This window comes from Paenibacillus sp. UMB4589-SE434 (assembly GCF_030226685.1).
GTDB lineage: Bacteria > Bacillota > Bacilli > Paenibacillales > Paenibacillaceae > Paenibacillus_B.
Genome location: NZ_JASOYK010000001.1, coordinates 2,230,747 through 2,246,888, shown reverse-complemented (window position 1 = coordinate 2,246,888; position 16,142 = coordinate 2,230,747). Strand labels below are relative to the sequence as shown.

General features: G+C 44.2%; 17 protein-coding genes. 11 read left to right on the top strand and 6 right to left on the bottom strand.

Annotation, left to right across the window (positions count from 1 at the left end; translation table 11 throughout):
• Window positions 1-59: 59 nt before the first annotated feature.
• On the top strand, window positions 60-890 hold the full coding sequence (locus tag QP775_RS09420) for a phosphoenolpyruvate hydrolase family protein (RefSeq protein ID WP_285105388.1): 831 nt from the start codon (window positions 60-62) through the stop codon (window positions 888-890).
• Between the two features lie 333 nt (window positions 891-1,223).
• Here QP775_RS09420 and QP775_RS09415 read toward each other — a convergent pair whose 3' ends face one another.
• Window positions 1,224-1,802: a TetR/AcrR family transcriptional regulator gene (locus QP775_RS09415; protein WP_285105386.1), complete on the bottom strand. Its 579-nt coding sequence runs from the start codon at window positions 1,800-1,802 to the stop codon at window positions 1,224-1,226.
• A gap of 239 nt (window positions 1,803-2,041) precedes the next feature.
• Between QP775_RS09415 and lpdA the strand changes: the two genes are divergently transcribed.
• Window positions 2,042-3,421 carry a dihydrolipoyl dehydrogenase gene (lpdA, locus tag QP775_RS09410; protein WP_285105384.1) on the top strand — a complete coding sequence of 460 codons (1,380 nt, stop codon included), beginning with the start codon at window positions 2,042-2,044 and terminating at the stop codon, window positions 3,419-3,421.
• Window positions 3,422-4,054: 633 nt separating this feature from the next.
• On the opposite strand, the gene QP775_RS09405 is transcribed toward lpdA, so the two are convergent.
• The 3 genes from QP775_RS09405 to QP775_RS09395 all read right to left on the bottom strand — a co-directional run bounded on the left by QP775_RS09405 (window position 4,055) and on the right by QP775_RS09395 (window position 5,813).
• A complete protein-coding gene (locus tag QP775_RS09405; RefSeq protein ID WP_239332784.1) occupies window positions 4,055-4,213 on the bottom strand; it encodes an aspartyl-phosphate phosphatase Spo0E family protein in 159 nt (52 codons plus the stop codon).
• Between the two features lie 188 nt (window positions 4,214-4,401).
• Window positions 4,402-4,536 carry a hypothetical protein gene (locus tag QP775_RS09400; RefSeq protein ID WP_275444794.1) on the bottom strand — a complete coding sequence of 45 codons (135 nt, stop codon included), beginning with the start codon at window positions 4,534-4,536 and terminating at the stop codon, window positions 4,402-4,404.
• The gene (locus QP775_RS09395; RefSeq protein ID WP_285105784.1) at window positions 4,533-5,813 is read right to left on the bottom strand and encodes a helix-turn-helix domain-containing protein; all 1,281 of its coding nucleotides are present in this window, start codon (window positions 5,811-5,813) and stop codon (window positions 4,533-4,535) included. The genes QP775_RS09400 and QP775_RS09395 overlap by 4 nt, the downstream gene beginning before the upstream one ends.
• 480 nt (window positions 5,814-6,293) lie before the next feature.
• Between QP775_RS09395 and QP775_RS09390 the strand changes: the two genes are divergently transcribed.
• The gene (locus QP775_RS09390; RefSeq protein WP_285105378.1) at window positions 6,294-7,334 is read left to right on the top strand and encodes a glycosyl hydrolase family 18 protein; all 1,041 of its coding nucleotides are present in this window, start codon (window positions 6,294-6,296) and stop codon (window positions 7,332-7,334) included.
• 277 nt (window positions 7,335-7,611) lie between these two features.
• Here QP775_RS09390 and QP775_RS09385 read toward each other — a convergent pair whose 3' ends face one another.
• A complete protein-coding gene (locus QP775_RS09385; protein ID WP_285105376.1) occupies window positions 7,612-8,361 on the bottom strand; it encodes a hypothetical protein in 750 nt (249 codons plus the stop codon).
• Between the two features lie 296 nt (window positions 8,362-8,657).
• Here QP775_RS09385 and cysK point away from each other — a divergent pair, with 296 nt between their 5' ends.
• Window positions 8,658-9,593 (top strand): cysteine synthase A, encoded by a 936-nt coding sequence (gene cysK / locus QP775_RS09380; protein WP_285105374.1) that lies wholly within the window; start codon window positions 8,658-8,660, stop codon window positions 9,591-9,593.
• 185 nt (window positions 9,594-9,778) lie between these two features.
• Here cysK and QP775_RS09375 read toward each other — a convergent pair whose 3' ends face one another.
• A complete protein-coding gene (locus tag QP775_RS09375; protein ID WP_285105372.1) occupies window positions 9,779-9,910 on the bottom strand; it encodes a hypothetical protein in 132 nt (43 codons plus the stop codon).
• A 37-nt stretch (window positions 9,911-9,947) separates the two neighbouring features.
• On the opposite strand from QP775_RS09375, the gene QP775_RS09370 reads away from it, so the two are divergent.
• The 7 genes from QP775_RS09370 (at window position 9,948) to QP775_RS09340 (ending at window position 16,140) form a co-directional block, all read left to right on the top strand.
• Window positions 9,948-11,228 carry an MFS transporter gene (locus QP775_RS09370; protein ID WP_285105369.1) on the top strand — a complete coding sequence of 427 codons (1,281 nt, stop codon included), beginning with the start codon at window positions 9,948-9,950 and terminating at the stop codon, window positions 11,226-11,228.
• Window positions 11,229-11,459: 231 nt separating this feature from the next.
• Window positions 11,460-12,185, top strand: coding sequence for a carbohydrate-binding family 9-like protein (locus QP775_RS09365; RefSeq protein WP_285105367.1), 726 nt, complete (start codon window positions 11,460-11,462; stop codon window positions 12,183-12,185).
• A 204-nt stretch (window positions 12,186-12,389) separates the two neighbouring features.
• A complete protein-coding gene (locus QP775_RS09360; RefSeq protein ID WP_239328652.1) occupies window positions 12,390-12,566 on the top strand; it encodes a hypothetical protein in 177 nt (58 codons plus the stop codon).
• A gap of 114 nt (window positions 12,567-12,680) precedes the next feature.
• A complete protein-coding gene (gene spoVAC, locus QP775_RS09355) occupies window positions 12,681-13,187 on the top strand; it encodes a stage V sporulation protein AC (protein ID WP_239328651.1) in 507 nt (168 codons plus the stop codon).
• Window positions 13,188-13,225: 38 nt separating this feature from the next.
• The gene (spoVAD, locus tag QP775_RS09350; protein WP_239328650.1) at window positions 13,226-14,242 is read left to right on the top strand and encodes a stage V sporulation protein AD; all 1,017 of its coding nucleotides are present in this window, start codon (window positions 13,226-13,228) and stop codon (window positions 14,240-14,242) included.
• Complete coding sequence (gene spoVAE, locus QP775_RS09345) at window positions 14,239-14,589, top strand: stage V sporulation protein AE (protein ID WP_239328649.1); 351 nt, start codon at window positions 14,239-14,241, stop codon at window positions 14,587-14,589. The genes spoVAD and spoVAE overlap by 4 nt, the downstream gene beginning before the upstream one ends.
• 594 nt (window positions 14,590-15,183) lie before the next feature.
• The gene (locus tag QP775_RS09340; protein ID WP_239328648.1) at window positions 15,184-16,140 is read left to right on the top strand and encodes an AAA family ATPase; all 957 of its coding nucleotides are present in this window, start codon (window positions 15,184-15,186) and stop codon (window positions 16,138-16,140) included.
• Window positions 16,141-16,142: the final 2 nt, after the last annotated feature.

Genomic DNA, 16,142 nt, shown 5'->3' with positions numbered 1-16,142 from the left:
CGCAGGCAATAGGAATAACAATACAATATGAAATTACACTTTTTCTGGAGGATCTACAGATGAATAAAAATACGAGGAAAGAAATCATTGCCAAGTTTAAAGAAGAGATTAAAAATGGAAAGATTCTGCTGGGAGTAGGAGCTGGAACAGGGATTACGGCGAAAAGCAGTGAAGCTGGTGGAGCTGATATGCTTATCGTTTACAATTCTGGAAGGTATAGAATGGCGGGGCGTGGATCATTGGCAGGACTCTTATCTTATGGGGATGCCAATCAGATCGTAGTTGAGATGGGGGCTGAAGTATTACCCGTTGTGAAGAATATACCCGTATTAGCAGGTGTGTGCGGAACCGATCCTTTTAGAGTGATGGAAGTATATTTAAAACAACTAAAGGATCAAGGGTTCAATGGCGTGCAAAATTTCCCGACTGTAGGTTTGATAGATGGAGTATTTAGACAAAATTTAGAAGAGACAGGTATGGGCTACGATTTAGAAGTAGACATGATTCGAACAGCACATGAATTGGATATGCTCACAACGCCATATGTCTTTGATCCGGAGCAAGCCAAAGCAATGGCAGCAGCAGGTGCAGATATACTAGTCGCACATATGGGGTTAACAACCAAGGGTACGATTGGAGCCAAGACAGCACTTACGTTGGATGATTGTGTAGCGAAGATTGAAGCAATTATTAAAGCAGGGAAAGCCGTTAATCCAGATATTATGGTCATATGTCATGGAGGTCCGATTGCCGAGCCCGAAGATGCAGCGTACGTCATGGCAAGAACGGAAGGGATAGATGGATTCTTTGGTGCATCCAGTATTGAACGATTTGCGGCTGAGAAGGGCATTACAGAACAGACGGTGTTGTTTAAAACAATTACAAAATAAAAGGCAGCGTACGTAAAACTAATGAGGACGTTAAACGAGGTGTTTGCACACTGCCCCTGTCAGAGAGATGTCCAGTAGATACAGATAGGAAGGCGTGGCTTATGGCTGCGCCTTTTTGATAACCTTACCTTCTGTCAGGACTGTCTCTGTTGCAAGTCGTACATGCCCAGGGTAACTTCTACAGGATATATTGCTATATTCCTAGCATTTGCTCAATAGGCCGCGATGCCTGTATTTCATTTCATATGATGTTCTGATAACGTACGAGCCGCTTGTTCATAAGACACAACCCTTTCTACATGTAATGAGGTCAGGCAGCGCCAACAGATATAGCTATAAAAGCTGCTGCTGAATCAGCAGTTTAGCCGCATGAAGAAAATGTTCAGCGTTGTAGGAAGCCCGATCCAAGTATGCCGTTATCAGCGCGCCATTAAATAACATCAACAATTGGTCAGATAGAATGTCCGGCTCTGTTGCATGGGCTCGCTCGGCAGCAAGCGCAAGGTTATGCCGTGTATCTCTATGATACCTCGTAACTATTTCACAGGTTGGGTGATCTGGATTAGGAAATTCAACTGCCGTATTGGCAAATGGACATCCGCGGTAACCAGGCTTCTCGATTCGGGCCCCAAGGCACTCGACCAAGTCATAAAGCTGTTTGATGGGATCTTCAGGATTGTGTGCCTTAACTTCATCGAACGGTTTCATAAAAGCATCATAAAATTGTTCCAGATAGGCCACAACCAGATCGTCTTTAGTTGCATAATTGCGGTAAAAGCTTGCTTTGGCAACGCCGGATTCAGCTATAATCCGATCGATCCCCACAGCACGTACACCCTCGCGATAGAATAAATGGGATGCCACTCGCAAAATCCTTGTTTTAGCCGTTTCTTTTTTATCTATGATAGTCACTTTAAAAGAATCCTCCTCCAAAAACAATTGACATGGTACAGATCTGTCTGTATGATCATATCCATAATGATACAGACCTGTCTCTATCAATTTTACGAATAAGCTGGCTTGCTGTCAATCTTAATCTGTAGAATTGGGGTTTTAATTACAAGCAGCAGAGGCCTTGCCGTGGTTATGACGGAGATTGGTGCATGACTTGACAAACAAAGCAAACATTCAGCGAGAGCGAGGGGAACGATTTGACAGTGGAAAACGCAGCAACACAGGTTGATGTATTGATTATTGGCTCTGGCCCGGGGGGCTACACAGCTGCAAAACGCGCTTCGGACCATGGACTGCATGTAGCAATTGTTGAACGAGATCGTATAGGGGGCGTCTGTACCAATGTGGGATGTATTCCCTCCAAAGTTTTAATTGCAGAAGCCCATCGATTTGAAATAAGAGCAGAAGCCAAGGTTGATTTTTCACAAGTACAATCCTTTAAGAAGTCTATCGTAGATAAACAGTCAAATGGCGTGGCCTTCTTGTTAAACAACAAATTAATAACAACATTCCATGGAGATGCAAGCTTTATAAACGAGCATGAGGTACTGGTTAAAGGTGTTGAATCAAACACCCGGATTGAGTTTAAACATTGTATTATTGCTGCTGGTTCTCGGCCCATTGAACTAGGAGCTTTCCCTTTTGGGGATAGGATCTTGTCTTCTACAGATGCATTAGCATTGGATCAAGTACCCGACAGCCTGATTGTTATTGGTGGGGGATATATCGGAGTCGAATTGAGTCAAACCTTTGCTAAATTTGGCACGAAGGTAACGATATTGGAAGGTGCGGAGCAGATTCTTCCTGGGTTCGAGTCAGAGTTGATTCGTCCTGTTGTACGTAAGCTGCAAGAAAAACACGTCGATATTTATACGCGCGCAGTAGCCGATCGAATGGAACCGACTCATGAGCAGATTACTGTTTATTTTAAGGAGCAAGAAAACTTACGGCAGGTCACCGCACAATACGTGCTGGTAACGGTGGGGCGGCGGCCAAATACGGATGGAAAATTAGGACTTGATCGTGCAGGGATCGAACTGGCGGATCGAGGTTTGATTCAGGTTGATGAGCAGTGTCGTACGAATATCCCACATATTTATGCAATTGGCGATGTGATAGCGGGTCCCGCACTAGCACACAAGGCGTCCTATGAAGCTAAGGTAGTGGTCGAAGCCATAATGAATCGGCGTACTAAGGTGGATTACAAAGTCATACCACATGTAGTCTTTTCCGATCCAGAGGTTTCCAGTGTGGGGCTCAGTGAGTCCGAAGCGAAAGCACGATCGAAAGAAGTGATTACGGGGAGATCTTCTTTTGCTATAAATGGAAGGGCTTTGGCGTTGAAGGCAGGTGAAGGATACGTGAAAATAGTAGCTGATAAGGAAACAAGGTGTATTATTGGGGCTCAAATCGTGGGGACAGAGGCTTCCAATTTGATTGCAGAACTGGGGCTTGCTATTGAGCTGGGGGCAACTTTGGAAGACGTTGCGCTTACCATACATGCACACCCTACTCTAGGGGAGATTGTTATGGAAGCTGCTGAAGCGGCTATTGCGAGGCTAAATGCAATTAAGTAAATGTGTAGCGTCTTACGAATTACCTGGGTTGGGGATAGTTATGACGGTTGTTTAGGCGAGATACTGATGTAGTGGTTGCAAGCTTTGCAAGGTGATATTGATAAATGGGGCCTTGTTTCTCTGGAAGTAATGGGAGATACTAGATGTGAGTTGAGGTTAAATGAAAATGAGGTGCGAACCCCAGGTGCACATAAAATCCCTAGGGGATTCGCACCCCTTGCTACATAAGGATTTTCAGGCTTTTTGACCCTTTTTGTCAGTGAAGTTTGACGCCTATTTCGATGATTCGCACTTTTGGGGCTGAAAAGCCTTGTGAGAGTAGGGGCCCGCTGTCGCACTCTACACGAGTGCGTGGATAGAAACTTCTATTTGAATTTCTGGCGCCTCAAGCCTACAATGTATCGTCTCACTCCATTCGAACGCCTTTCCCTACGCAAGAGCCTATGGCACCTTACGATTACAATAAAAGTCCTCCTTACACAGGAGGACTTTTTTATTTGCCCGCCTCCTCAGAGACCGGATATTAATACATTGGCGTTACCCATTAATAGAGGTACATGAACTTGCGCTGTATTGGAATGATTACGTGTTCACATGTTATTAATCCTATATGCTGTTGTTCCATTTTTATCGTTAACCGGTAGGGACACGCTTCTGTGTTGATCGATGATAGTTGGTCAGAATCTTATCCAGGCGCTGACTTAGCTTTAGCATTTTACCATCGGTCAAACTAGTGCCTTCTCTATACGATCCGTTCATTAGGGACCGCAAGTCCTCAATCTTCTCATTCACTATATTCACCCCTTATGGAGATGGGCGAACCCCCATTCGCCCACCAGCTATGTGTCAGTACTGCTCTCCTCGGGGTAAGTATATCACGAGTTTCAAAAATTTCTTGAATGCAAAAAAAAATGGGACAAAAGCAAAAACAGACACTTTTTTAGTGTCTGTTTTTATAGATTTATGTCTAGTCTTGTTGTTTACCAAGGAATAATGATGTTAGAGATGATTACTTGTTCTGCAGCATGGTTTGAGGATGCATTTGAAACGACTGGCGCAGCGATGGAAAGAGTGAGAGCAACGACCATTAATAGGGCATTAAATTTGTTTCTCATGATACATCTCCTTCTTCGTAATCAAGTATTTTTAAATACGATGCTACCAACTCAATTTTATCTATAATTTCAATATTATCAAGTGTTTTGGGACTTTTACATAGATCGTTTAGTAGTAACCCTGCGCCCTCAGAGACATTAGAACGTCGATCAACCGAAATAAACAGCATGATGCTTTTTAGGAGGTAGTGTATCGTTTGATTCTGATCCATTATAAATTTATAATATCGGCTCTTAGTGGCGTAATAGTTTGCGTATTTAGCAACAAGGGCGGGGTTATCCACTAGCGTAATGTCCTCAAAATCATGCTCGTGGTGAAATAATTGCTCGGCTGCCGCTAAATTGTGCTGCTGCAAGTATAAATCGAGTAGATCATCCATAACAGCCACTTTAGGGAGGTAACTATCTAAACAGTGTTCAAATTGAATAATAGCAAGATCAATATTGCCCTTTTTAACGTTTAGCTTGGCTGTCGTAAAGGCCACGTGTTCTTGGACAAATGGAAAGTTGAACTTATTTGCTGCTTTTATATATTCTTCTGTCAGCTCATACTGGCCTGTTAAACAATAACAAAAGGCCATACAACAGACTGCATGTGCTTTAGACGGACTATCAGACGTGTCCAGCGCTTCTAGTTCTTTAAAAAAACGAATACAATCTCTGTATTTTCCCAAGTGGTATGCGTGGGCGCCAAGCTTATAATAATAGAGAATTTGATCTTCCGTTTGAAGGAATCGTGCGTGGTGTAAAAGGTCTGTTCCTCTTGTATATGATTCTCGTAACTTCTTAAAGTTGTCCCTCTGGATGAGGTATGTTTGGAGTAATGATTTGGCTAGAAGTGGCCGAACGCTGTGATCATCAGCAATCTTGCTAATGACTTGATACAAGGCCAGTTTTTGTGAATTATCTTGCAAAGAGGTGGTGAACTCGTATAATTTCTGCAAGGAGTCTTCTGTCGGTTCTCGGTTAGTAGTGAGGAATTGGGCAGCGATCTTAGCCGTTAACAACGTCGAGGCTGATTGAGAGATAGCTAGTCCGAGCGCGTCTAGCAAATAGTCAGGGTTCCTTTCTACCTCTATATACCGCTCAGTTACATCTTCAATGGGGATATCCAACACAGTTGCAAGGTCCAGGGCGACTTTGTAATCCCGTAATTTTATTTCTTTATTTTCAATTTTGGATATTGTACCTTTAGAGACGCCTGTTAGATCTGAAACTTGTGCCAGCGTCATTTGTTTCTGTTGTCGTTTATGTCGTATCAGCTCCCCTAGTGTCATCGTTAGATTGGAGATAACAGTCAACTGGTACACCTCGCTTATTGTTATATTCATAAACGGTTTGCCAATCTACCACCTACATATTACCATATTTTTTCGAGCATACCAATCATTTTAATATCAAGTATATAAAAAACGAGTAATTATAACTTTGGTTTTAAGGTCAAATTTCTAAAAAGTGAACACGTTGTCTGACGTTCCTTCATCATGTTTCTTACAAAATAAGTATTCCGCCCTACGATTAGTAGTAAGTAGGGAGAGGATATTGTACATTTAGGGGGATTTTATTATTTATAAATCTCTTTTTTGGGCGCCTAATTTCTATAATTAAGTATGTAACTAGTACTGCGGAACTAATTCTTCGTAGAGATCAATTTATTGGAAATCTAGTTTGCAAAAATATGAATTGACGAGGTTATATATGTTCATATATTCTTTATCTACATTTCACATCCAACATCCTTAGGAGGCACCATAAACATGAACTTCAGAAAAGCGATCAAGATGTTAACGCTAACAGTTATTATTGCGACCTCGTTTAGCGTTAGCACAGCTAAGACCGAGGCAGCACCCTCCCCGATTATCCTTGGTTATTACACTGTCGACTCGGGCGATTCATTCACTCAATTTCACAACTATATGAATCAGATGTCTACCGACACATTTAACACGGACGCCAAAGGTAACCTTGTTGGAGAGGTACCAAAAGAAACGGTTGCTTATGCCAACGCTGTGGAAGTATTACCTTATGCACTCGTATCAAATTATGGAGCCCGAGATTGGGACAGCAATGCTGCTCATCAAGTACTTACAAATGCCACAGCCAAGAAAAAGCTGATTAAAAATATGCTTGCACTTGTTGAAACGAACCATTACAAAGGTATTAATATTGATTTCGAAGCGGTGCTGCCAGAAGATCGTAAGGCATTAACCTCGTTTGTCGAAGAAGTGGCCGGCAAGATGAAAGCCAAAGGATTTCTAACGATGGTATCTGTTCCCGCTAAAGCAGATGACGATCCAGCGGATGATTGGACGGGGGCGTTTGACTTCGAGGCATTGGGAGAAGCAGCAGACATGATTCAAGTCATGACTTACGATGAACATGGGGTATGGAGAAATCCTGGCTCCGTTGCCAGCAAGCCTTGGATAGAGTCTGCACTCCAATTTGCGATTACATATGTGCCTTCTGAAAAAGTGTTGATGGGAATCCCTACTTACGGAAACGACTGGAATTTATCGGATCCAGCCAATAAAAGCAACGCTCAAGTCATGTGGAAGGATATCCCGAATCTGATCGCTGACACAGGCGCAATACCGATAAGAGACGAAGAGACTGGTTCCATGTATTTTAACTACACAGATACAGATGGGTCTAGCCATGTGGTGTGGTACGAAGATGAGACTAGCATTCTTCAAAAGACACAATATACACACAAGTATTGGCTGGCTGGTGTATCGATTTATGCAATGGGGATGGAAGATTACAAGTTCTGGGAAGCTATCTCGGCGGGACTTAAATAAATATTTTTGCATGAGAAATAGGAAAGAGAGAGGGAGCATTGCTGCCTCTCTCTTTCCTATTTATTTATAGGGGAACAAAGGTGATTACTAATTGCAGCTGCACATTCTTGTTGTTTTCTCGACTTATCCATCTTAACTTTTACGTGGGACAGGCAAGAGATTGAGATTAATGGTCCCTTCGTCGTTTTTGGATGGTAAATAAGCAAAGTACGAGTTGTAAGTTGGTGTAAAGTTCTTTATTTTGTCTGCTCTATCATCTTACTTTTCTAAATTTCACTTAATACTTTATGTCATGATAATATTCAATATTGATTGGTTTTAAAACGTCGTTTATTTTTATAGATTCGGATATGTCGGTAGTGCGGCCTTGATATACGTTACCTAAAAATTCATCGTAGGTATCGTTTCTTTTTACGAGAAGGCTGTAGGTGTCATAATAGAGTGCAGCATAATAATTTCGGGTTGTGTAAGGAGAACCTTCAGGGGGACCTGAATACGTCACATTTGAGTTATACTGTTTTGAAACAAACCCTTTAATGTTACCTGTTAAGCTTAAGTTAATAAGGGTAAGAATAGGCTGAGGATAGGATTGGCAAAGTCTGATTGTTCCGCGTACATCTTTTAATGTTTGCCCGTTAGTTTTTCTGCCTTTAGCGACACTTTCAAGTAGTGATTGTTGAGTTATTTGATCAGCTGCTACTCCCGCTGTATGTATTACTTTTACCGTGTACATTGAGCTGATATATACTCTCCTGTCTTTACGATATGATCTTCCATTGGTCGAGAAGGACAGAAATGGGTCATTAAATTTGACATGTACGTCTGAATGATTCGGTACTTCGAATCGTGTGATCATGGAGCTTTTTCCGATTGAAGGAGTCATTTTCTCAAGGTTTGTTTTCGAGTCAATTGATATTGAGTACTCCTCTAGCTTGTTAGCACGTACGAGGTGTAGGGATGTTTCATTTGCTAGTGCTAGTGAAACAAACAAGCTTACACACAAGGACCATATCACTGGCTTCCTCACTTTGGATCCCCCTATATGCTATATATAGAAGCTATATATTAATTCTATTGGAATTTTCCTGTGTAAGTAAGACTAAAAGTGACTTTCAGTATTCATGTGAGTTACGAATAATAAATAGGAAATCATATTACTATATGCGATCCCAATTTGTTGCTATAGTACCATGATGCAAATTATTCCACAACGTGCGTTGATAGAATACAGCACCACATTGCGAAACGTGACATGAAATGTTAAGGTTAACTTAACCGACTAAATCAATAGGAAATTAGCTGCACTACTAGGAGGAACATCTTATGTCAAGAATCGCCAAAAATTTAACGGATCTGATTGGAAATACACCTTTGCTGGAGCTTTCCAATTACAGCGCTCAATTACAGCTCGATGCAAAAGTTATCGCTAAACTTGAATACTTTAATCCTGCTGGCAGTGTAAAGGATCGCATTGGCTATGCTATGATCAAGGATGCTGAAGCGAAAGGTCTGCTTCACAAGGAATCCGTTATTATCGAGCCGACCAGCGGCAATACGGGAATCGGCCTTGCTTTTGCCGCCGCCGCGCTTGGGTACCGGCTGATGATTACGCTGCCAGAATCGTTTAGCGTGGAGCGCAGAAAGCTGCTGAAGGCACTTGGTGCTGAGCTGGTGCTTACGCCAGCAGCAGAGGGCATGTCGGGCGCGATCAAACGAGCGGAAGAGCTTGCTGAGGAGATCCCACATGCGTATATCCCGCAGCAATTTAACAATCCGGCTAACCCGGACGTGCATCGCCGGACAACAGCCGAAGAAATATGGCGCGATACAGATGGAGAAGTCGACATCTTTGTCGCAGGAGTCGGCACAGGCGGCACGATCGCTGGGGTAGGCGGAGCGCTTAAATCCAAGAAGCCGACTGCCACGGTTATTGCCGTAGAGCCGGCGGAGTCGCCAGTGCTGTCCGGCGGAACTAGAGGGCCGCACATGATACAAGGCATCGGTGCTGGCTTCGTGCCGGGGAACTACGATGCAACTGTCGTAGATGAGGTTTACCAAGTGAGCAACGAGCAGGCATTCACCACAGCTCGCACGCTGGCTACCTCGGAAGGCCTGCTTGTAGGCATTTCGTCTGGCGCAGCTGTATTCGCGGCCACTGAAATAGCGAAGCGTCCGGAGAACAAGGGCAAGACGATCGTAGTACTGCTGCCGGATACAGGGGAGCGTTACCTATCTACAGCGTTGTTCCCTGAGCAATAAGCATCGGCATATTAGTGTGTCTTAACCCACATTCATGCTGTAATAACACAACAAAAGGAATTACAGGATAGAAGATAAACCCGTAGAACAGACACTTTTAAGAAGTGAACCTGTCCTGCGGGTTTTTGCATTTTTGATCACAGTGGTTTGTATTTGCATTTATTTCAACTCTCAGCGTGGTTAACCTACAATGACCAACATTTACTTTGCGTGACAATCTGAACCCGCAGCAGCTCCGTCTTCAGCCCGATTTGTCCGTACATCCTAAGTACAAGCGGTAATACAGTTAAGGCCCGATGGATCGGCGATCTTATCATGATACATTGGTAAAAAATGTGTCGGGGGAATGAATGCATGAGAAGGATGAACTTTATTTTTCGAAATGGCAACTTTACAAAATTGTTTATTGGCCGTTTATTTGCAAATGCGGGTGATAGCTTTTACATGGTTGGTGCGATGTGGATGGTTTACAATTTGGGAGGCTCGACCTTTTATACAGGGCTTGCTGGGTTTCTGACCTCAATTCCACGCATCATACAATTTCTGTACGGTCCATTCATTGATAGATGGCCGCTGCGGCGCATGCTGGTGACGACTCAGCTCACTCAAGCATTACTGCTGCTTATCGTACCCATTGGGTATGCATGTGGCTTCTTGTCCATCACTTTAATATTGATCTTAATGCCAATCATCTCCATCTTGAATCAGTTTATGTATCCAGCGGAAATGGCTGCCTTGCCCAAGGTGCTTCCACGCGAGCAGCTAGCGATGGGTAATATGTTGTTTACCGCTGCGAATCAGGGCAGTGATGCGGCCTTTAATGCATTAGGTGGCCTGCTTATTGGAGCTATAGGTGTGAGCAGTCTTTTCTTGATCAATTCCAGTTTGTTTTTTATAACGGCATTTGTATTTTCGATGCTAACCGTAGCAGCAGCTTCAACGTCAATCGGAACTCAAACGCATGCAGAAAACGAAAAAATACAAATAAAACAATTTATGAAGCAGTATGGCCGTGAATTGACAGATGGTATAAAAGTACTGATGCAGCCTTATATTAAGCGATTATTGGCAGGCATACTGATCATTAACTTTGCCGGGGGAGCCTTGATGTCAATATTGCCTGAATTCGGAAATGGTCCTGAACAGTATGGCCTTTTAATGGCGTCAATGGCTGTTGGGGGGATACTGGGTACGGTACTGGCACCTGCACTGCGTATTGAGCAAAAGAGACTGGGTTTGTTGTTTATTGCAGCTTTTTTGATATGTGGTCTGTTGTGGATGTTGTGCTCTCAAGTAACTTCTCCTTGGCTTGCGGCTGTTTTGTTTGGAATAGGATGGCTGCCAGGAGGTGTGACCAATGTAGCGTCAGCTGTCTTTGTACAGACACTTGTTCCAGAAAGTTATATGGGTCGGGTAATGGCGGCGATATCCAGCTTTAGTGGGCTCGCAATGCCACTAGGATTTTTATTAGGCGGAGCGTTGGCAACGTATTGGGGGAGTTCTTCCATTATGCTGCTGTGCGGCATGCTTGTATGTTTGGTTTCTATTTTTTGGCTCATGGATCCTATGACAAGACGTATGCCTTCTCTTCAAAATATGGATGCGGATATGCTGTCACGGCAGATAACCTCGTAGCTGTCCACACTTATGAAGTGGAGTTTCGAGTTTCTATTTGAATTACCCAATGGTGTTTCAGATAAAGATACCGATGTTTCTTTAATAAATACATTTCAGGTGGGAGGCTTGTGTCCTAAAATAGAAGTGAACAATAGCGAATAGGCCCGCAACCGGGTCGTTTGCTGCTCAACAGCTTGGAGACGGAGATGATGAACTTCTATGTACAAGACCCCACCCGATACAGCAAGAATGAGCCATACCGATAGCGCTACAAGCCTAATTGATAAAGGTGGTTTGCTTTCACCAGCAAAGGGATCAGTTCAGGCAAGAGATACTGGAATAGCATTGTCAGATCCGCTGCCGATTTATGAATGTAGATTTATGGCGCAAATGCCTTCTGACAGCGATTGGGCACAGATGCCGCATACATCGCTGCTTGATGTGACGACATCCGACCTGCCGCATCTAACCACATCTATTGCATCTTGTTGGACAACAGATGCTTTATATGTCAGGATTTATGCGGATGATGATTATATATGGAGCCCCTATGAACATCGCGATGATCCTTTGTATGAAGCAGATGTTGTGGAAATGTTTATTGACCCACAAGGTACGGGGGAACGCTATTATGAATTTAACGTAAGTCCGCATAACGTTGTGTTTGATGCGATGATCGAAAATAACGGGCGCAAGCCTCGTCAATTACATCCAGAGTGGGATGCGGCCGAACTGCACACGTCCGTTACTGCACAACCACTTGATGGCGAAATGATCAGGCTGACTTATGAACTGCGGATTCCATTTGCTGCCTTACAAGCAACAGTACCAGTGACTGGAGAGGAATGGCGTGTGAATTGGTTCCGCATTGACCAGAACAAAGCAGGCGAGCGTTCCTTTTGGGCATGGTCACCTACGGGTGCAGTTAATTTCCACGTACCTGATTGCTTTGGACGCCTTCACTTTATGTTGTAGAGAAATATTCGACTTTAAAGCACGCTTTCTGTTCATCATGCAGAGGCGTGTTTTTTGCTGTGCGATAGGTTACTGCTTATGGAGCAGACAGTGGACAGCAAAACTGCATAGAAAAATATATCTTTAACAGTTGCTAGACGGGCTTCAGCCGCATATTGTGCAGTATGTCCCGAGTGGTGACATAGAGAAAGGATGTTGTTGTCCATGCAAAAGCGGGCTCGCAAACCAGGACCTGATCGTTCTACCCGAGGCCACCAGCATTATGTTCAGAGCAGCGGCCCGCCTATATTAGAAGTACACAAGCTGTGGCTGGATGCACTGACGCTCATTTTATTTGTCCTGTTGGTTGTCCTATGTCTATGCTTTATATACAAAATGTGACATCGGATGTTGGAACACCAAAATAACATAATCCCGCTTCAAACGACAAATACTGTATGCAGACATCTTCAAACTAAGATGATGTAAAACGTATTTATATTAGGAGGTATGCCTATGGCGACTTCTGCGAAGTCCAAATCCCCGGACTGGAAATCGGGAAAGTGGACGATATCGGAGCAGCAATACAAGCAGATGGCAAAGAAGCGTGAACCCGCTCGCTCTGTATTCAAAAACTGCATTCGGGCCTTTCTAGTCGGAGGCACGATCTGCCTGATTGGACAAGCTATTCAGTCGTTGTTTATGACTTGGCTTCATATGAGTGAGAAGCAGGCTGCAGGACCTACAGTCGTACTACTCATTTTTGTGTCCGTCGTCCTTACTTGTCTTGGTGTATATGACAAAATTGCACAATGGGCAGGGGCTGGCTCCGCTGTACCCGTTACTGGATTTGCGAATTCGATGTGCTCGGCAGCGCTTGAGCATCGCAGCGAAGGGCTCGTGCTTGGCGTGGGGGGCAATATGTTTAAGCTTGCGGGATCCGTTATTGTGTTTGGTACGGTGGCGGCATTTGTCGTGGCGATGGTGTACTTAATATTCGGCATAAATATTCAGCATCATTAGCAACAGGTGCAAGCTGAATCACGAATGGAGGCATTCATATGCACATAGGACGCCAGACTTGGCTGTTCAAGAACAAGCCGGTCATTATTAGCGCGGCCACCGTTGTTGGTCCTGACGAGGGGGAAGGTCCACTTGCCAAGGAGTTTGACTTCATCCATGAGGACTTGGATATGAAGGAGAAGAGCTGGGAAAAGGCCGAACGCAAGCTGCTTGAGCAAGCGACAGAGCTAGCAGTACTGCATGCTAAGCTAAAGGATGAAGACATTCATTATTTCTTGGGCGGAGACTTGATGAATCAGATTATTAGCAATACATTTGCGGCCCGTAATCTGGGAGTACCTTACATTGGCGTATTTGGTGCATGCTCTACATCGATGGAAACATTGGCTATTGCCTCTCTGTTAGTGGACAGCGGCAACGCTAAGTATGTTCTAGCAGGAACTTGCAGCCATAATTGTACCGCAGAGAAGCAGTTTCGATATCCTACGGAATACGGATCTCAGAAGCCGCCGACTGCTCAATACACGGTTACAGGAGCAGGTGCTGCGGTTGTTGCCCCTACGGGAGACGGACCGAAAGTCATTGCGGCGACCATTGGTAAAATTTTAGATATGGGTCTCAAAGACCCATTTAATATGGGAGCTGCAATGGCGCCAGCGGCAGTGGATACGATTCAGGCGCACTTGGCTGACTTGAATCGAACACCACAGGATTACGATCTCATTGTCACGGGTGACCTTGCTTCTGTCGGGCATGCCATTGCCAAAGATTTATTTAAAGAAAATGGCTTGTCGATGGAGGGGACGGTATTTAACGACTGCGGCTTGATGGTTTATGATCTGAAGCAGCAAGCGGTACAAGCAGGCGGCAGCGGCTGTGGTTGCTCCGCGGTTGTTACTTACGGGCATATTCTACGGCGCATGCGAAAAGGGGAGTTGAAGCGGGTGATGATTGTGGCGACAGGAGCGCTGCTCTCTCCGCTATCCTACCAACAAGGGGAGAGCATCCCGTGTATCGCTCACGCAGTTACATTGGAAATGGGGGACGGGACATGATCTATTTCTGGGCATTTGTCGTGGGTGGATTAATCTGTGTTATCGGACAGCTTATGTTTGATGTGGCGAAGTTGACTCCGGCGCATACGATGGCCATTCTTGTCGTCGCAGGTGCTATCGTTGACGGCCTAGGCTGGTATGAGCCATTAATCAATTTTGCAGGTGCTGGTGTGACTGTGCCGATTACCAGCTTTGGTAATTCGTTGGTGCATGGCGCTATAACCGATCTACAAAGTACAGGCTGGATTGGCTCTGTATCGGGTATATTTAAGACAACGAGCGCGGGAATCTCGGCGGCGATCGTTTTCTCCTTTTTAGCTGCATTATTTGTACGGCCGAAAGGGTAAATGACATCTTATTATTGACAATCGGTTAACTGTAAATAACAGGTTTAAATCCAAAATTAGTTGCTATAGTGCGGCATTAAGGTGACATGCTCGATGAGAGAGATGATCACGTTAATGCTGCTTTTTGTTATGTTAATATGCTGGACTTTTATGTTATGAAGGTTATTCACAGCAGTTAAGTAATAAGCTTCATTAAGAAATAGGCACAAGAAGGATAAGGCTCTGGTAGCCTAAAATAGGGTGTTAAATAGCTTCAGGCTTTGATTTGGGGGATCAGACCAGGTCAAAGTCTGTTTGCATGTGACCCTCCATCTTAAAATGCATTGATATGTATAAAAAACAATTGATTTCTTCTATTTTAATTTCATTTCCCAAGTAATATAATGACTTCACTTGTTGATGTCGGAACAGCCATCAAGCGGGTGCGTCATAAGATTGAAACAACAATATTTTTCGTCACTATGCCACATGTACGATCTTCCTGCAATGGTGTAAAATGAGAAATTGTAAGCGCATTATTTTACTTATACTCTTGTGCATCTGCCGTTATGATGCTACAAATGCACCTATTCGTATATCCAGGAGGTTATGCTTATGTCTTCACATGTATCGCTGCATGCAGTCATTCAGCAATTACGTTCTTCATTGGAACGTTGTATATTAGGCAAACAAGATGAGATTGAACTTTTGTTAACGGCTATGTTGGCTGGAGGCCACGTCTTAATCGAGGATGTTCCTGGTACAGGCAAGACTCAGTTAATTAAGTCGCTGGCACGTACGATGAATGGGCAGTTCAGACGTGTTCAGTGCAATCCGGACCTGCTTCCCACCGATATCACAGGGATGTTTATTTTCCATCCTAAGGAACAACAATTTGTATTTCGGCCAGGGCCGATGATGACCAATTTCCTGCTTGTCGATGAGATCAACCGGGCTACGACAAAGACGCAGTCTGCGCTGCTTGAAGCGATGGAAGAGCGCCACGTCACGATTGACGGCGAAACGTTTGACCTGCCGAAGCCGTTTATCTTATTTGCTACCCAGAATCCGATCGAGTTTGAGGGAACGTATGCGCTGCCAGAAGCACAGCTTGATCGGTTTATGATGAGGCTTCGTATTGGGTATCCGGATGAACGGACAGAGAGAGAACTGTTGACTCGTCATATGGACGGCTTGCCTTCGGAACGGGTAGAGGCTGTGACGGATATTGAGACGATTGAGCAAGTGCAGCGCCTTATCCAACAGATTCATATGGATGACGCTATCGGTTCATACATGATCGAGATTGTACGTCATACCCGCAAGCATCCTCATGTGCTGCTTGGTGCGAGTCCACGCGCATCAATCGCACTTATGCAAGCATCCAAAGCCTATGCCTGGCTGCAGGGCAGAGGTTATATCACGCCGGATGACATCAAAAAGCTAACGCCTTACGTCCTCGGTCATCGGATCGTGCTGGGTGTAGACGCGAGAATTGATGGGATTACGGCGGATGATGTGATTCGTAACGTGCTGCAGCAGGTGGCTGTGCCTGTAAGACTGGAGATGTAAGT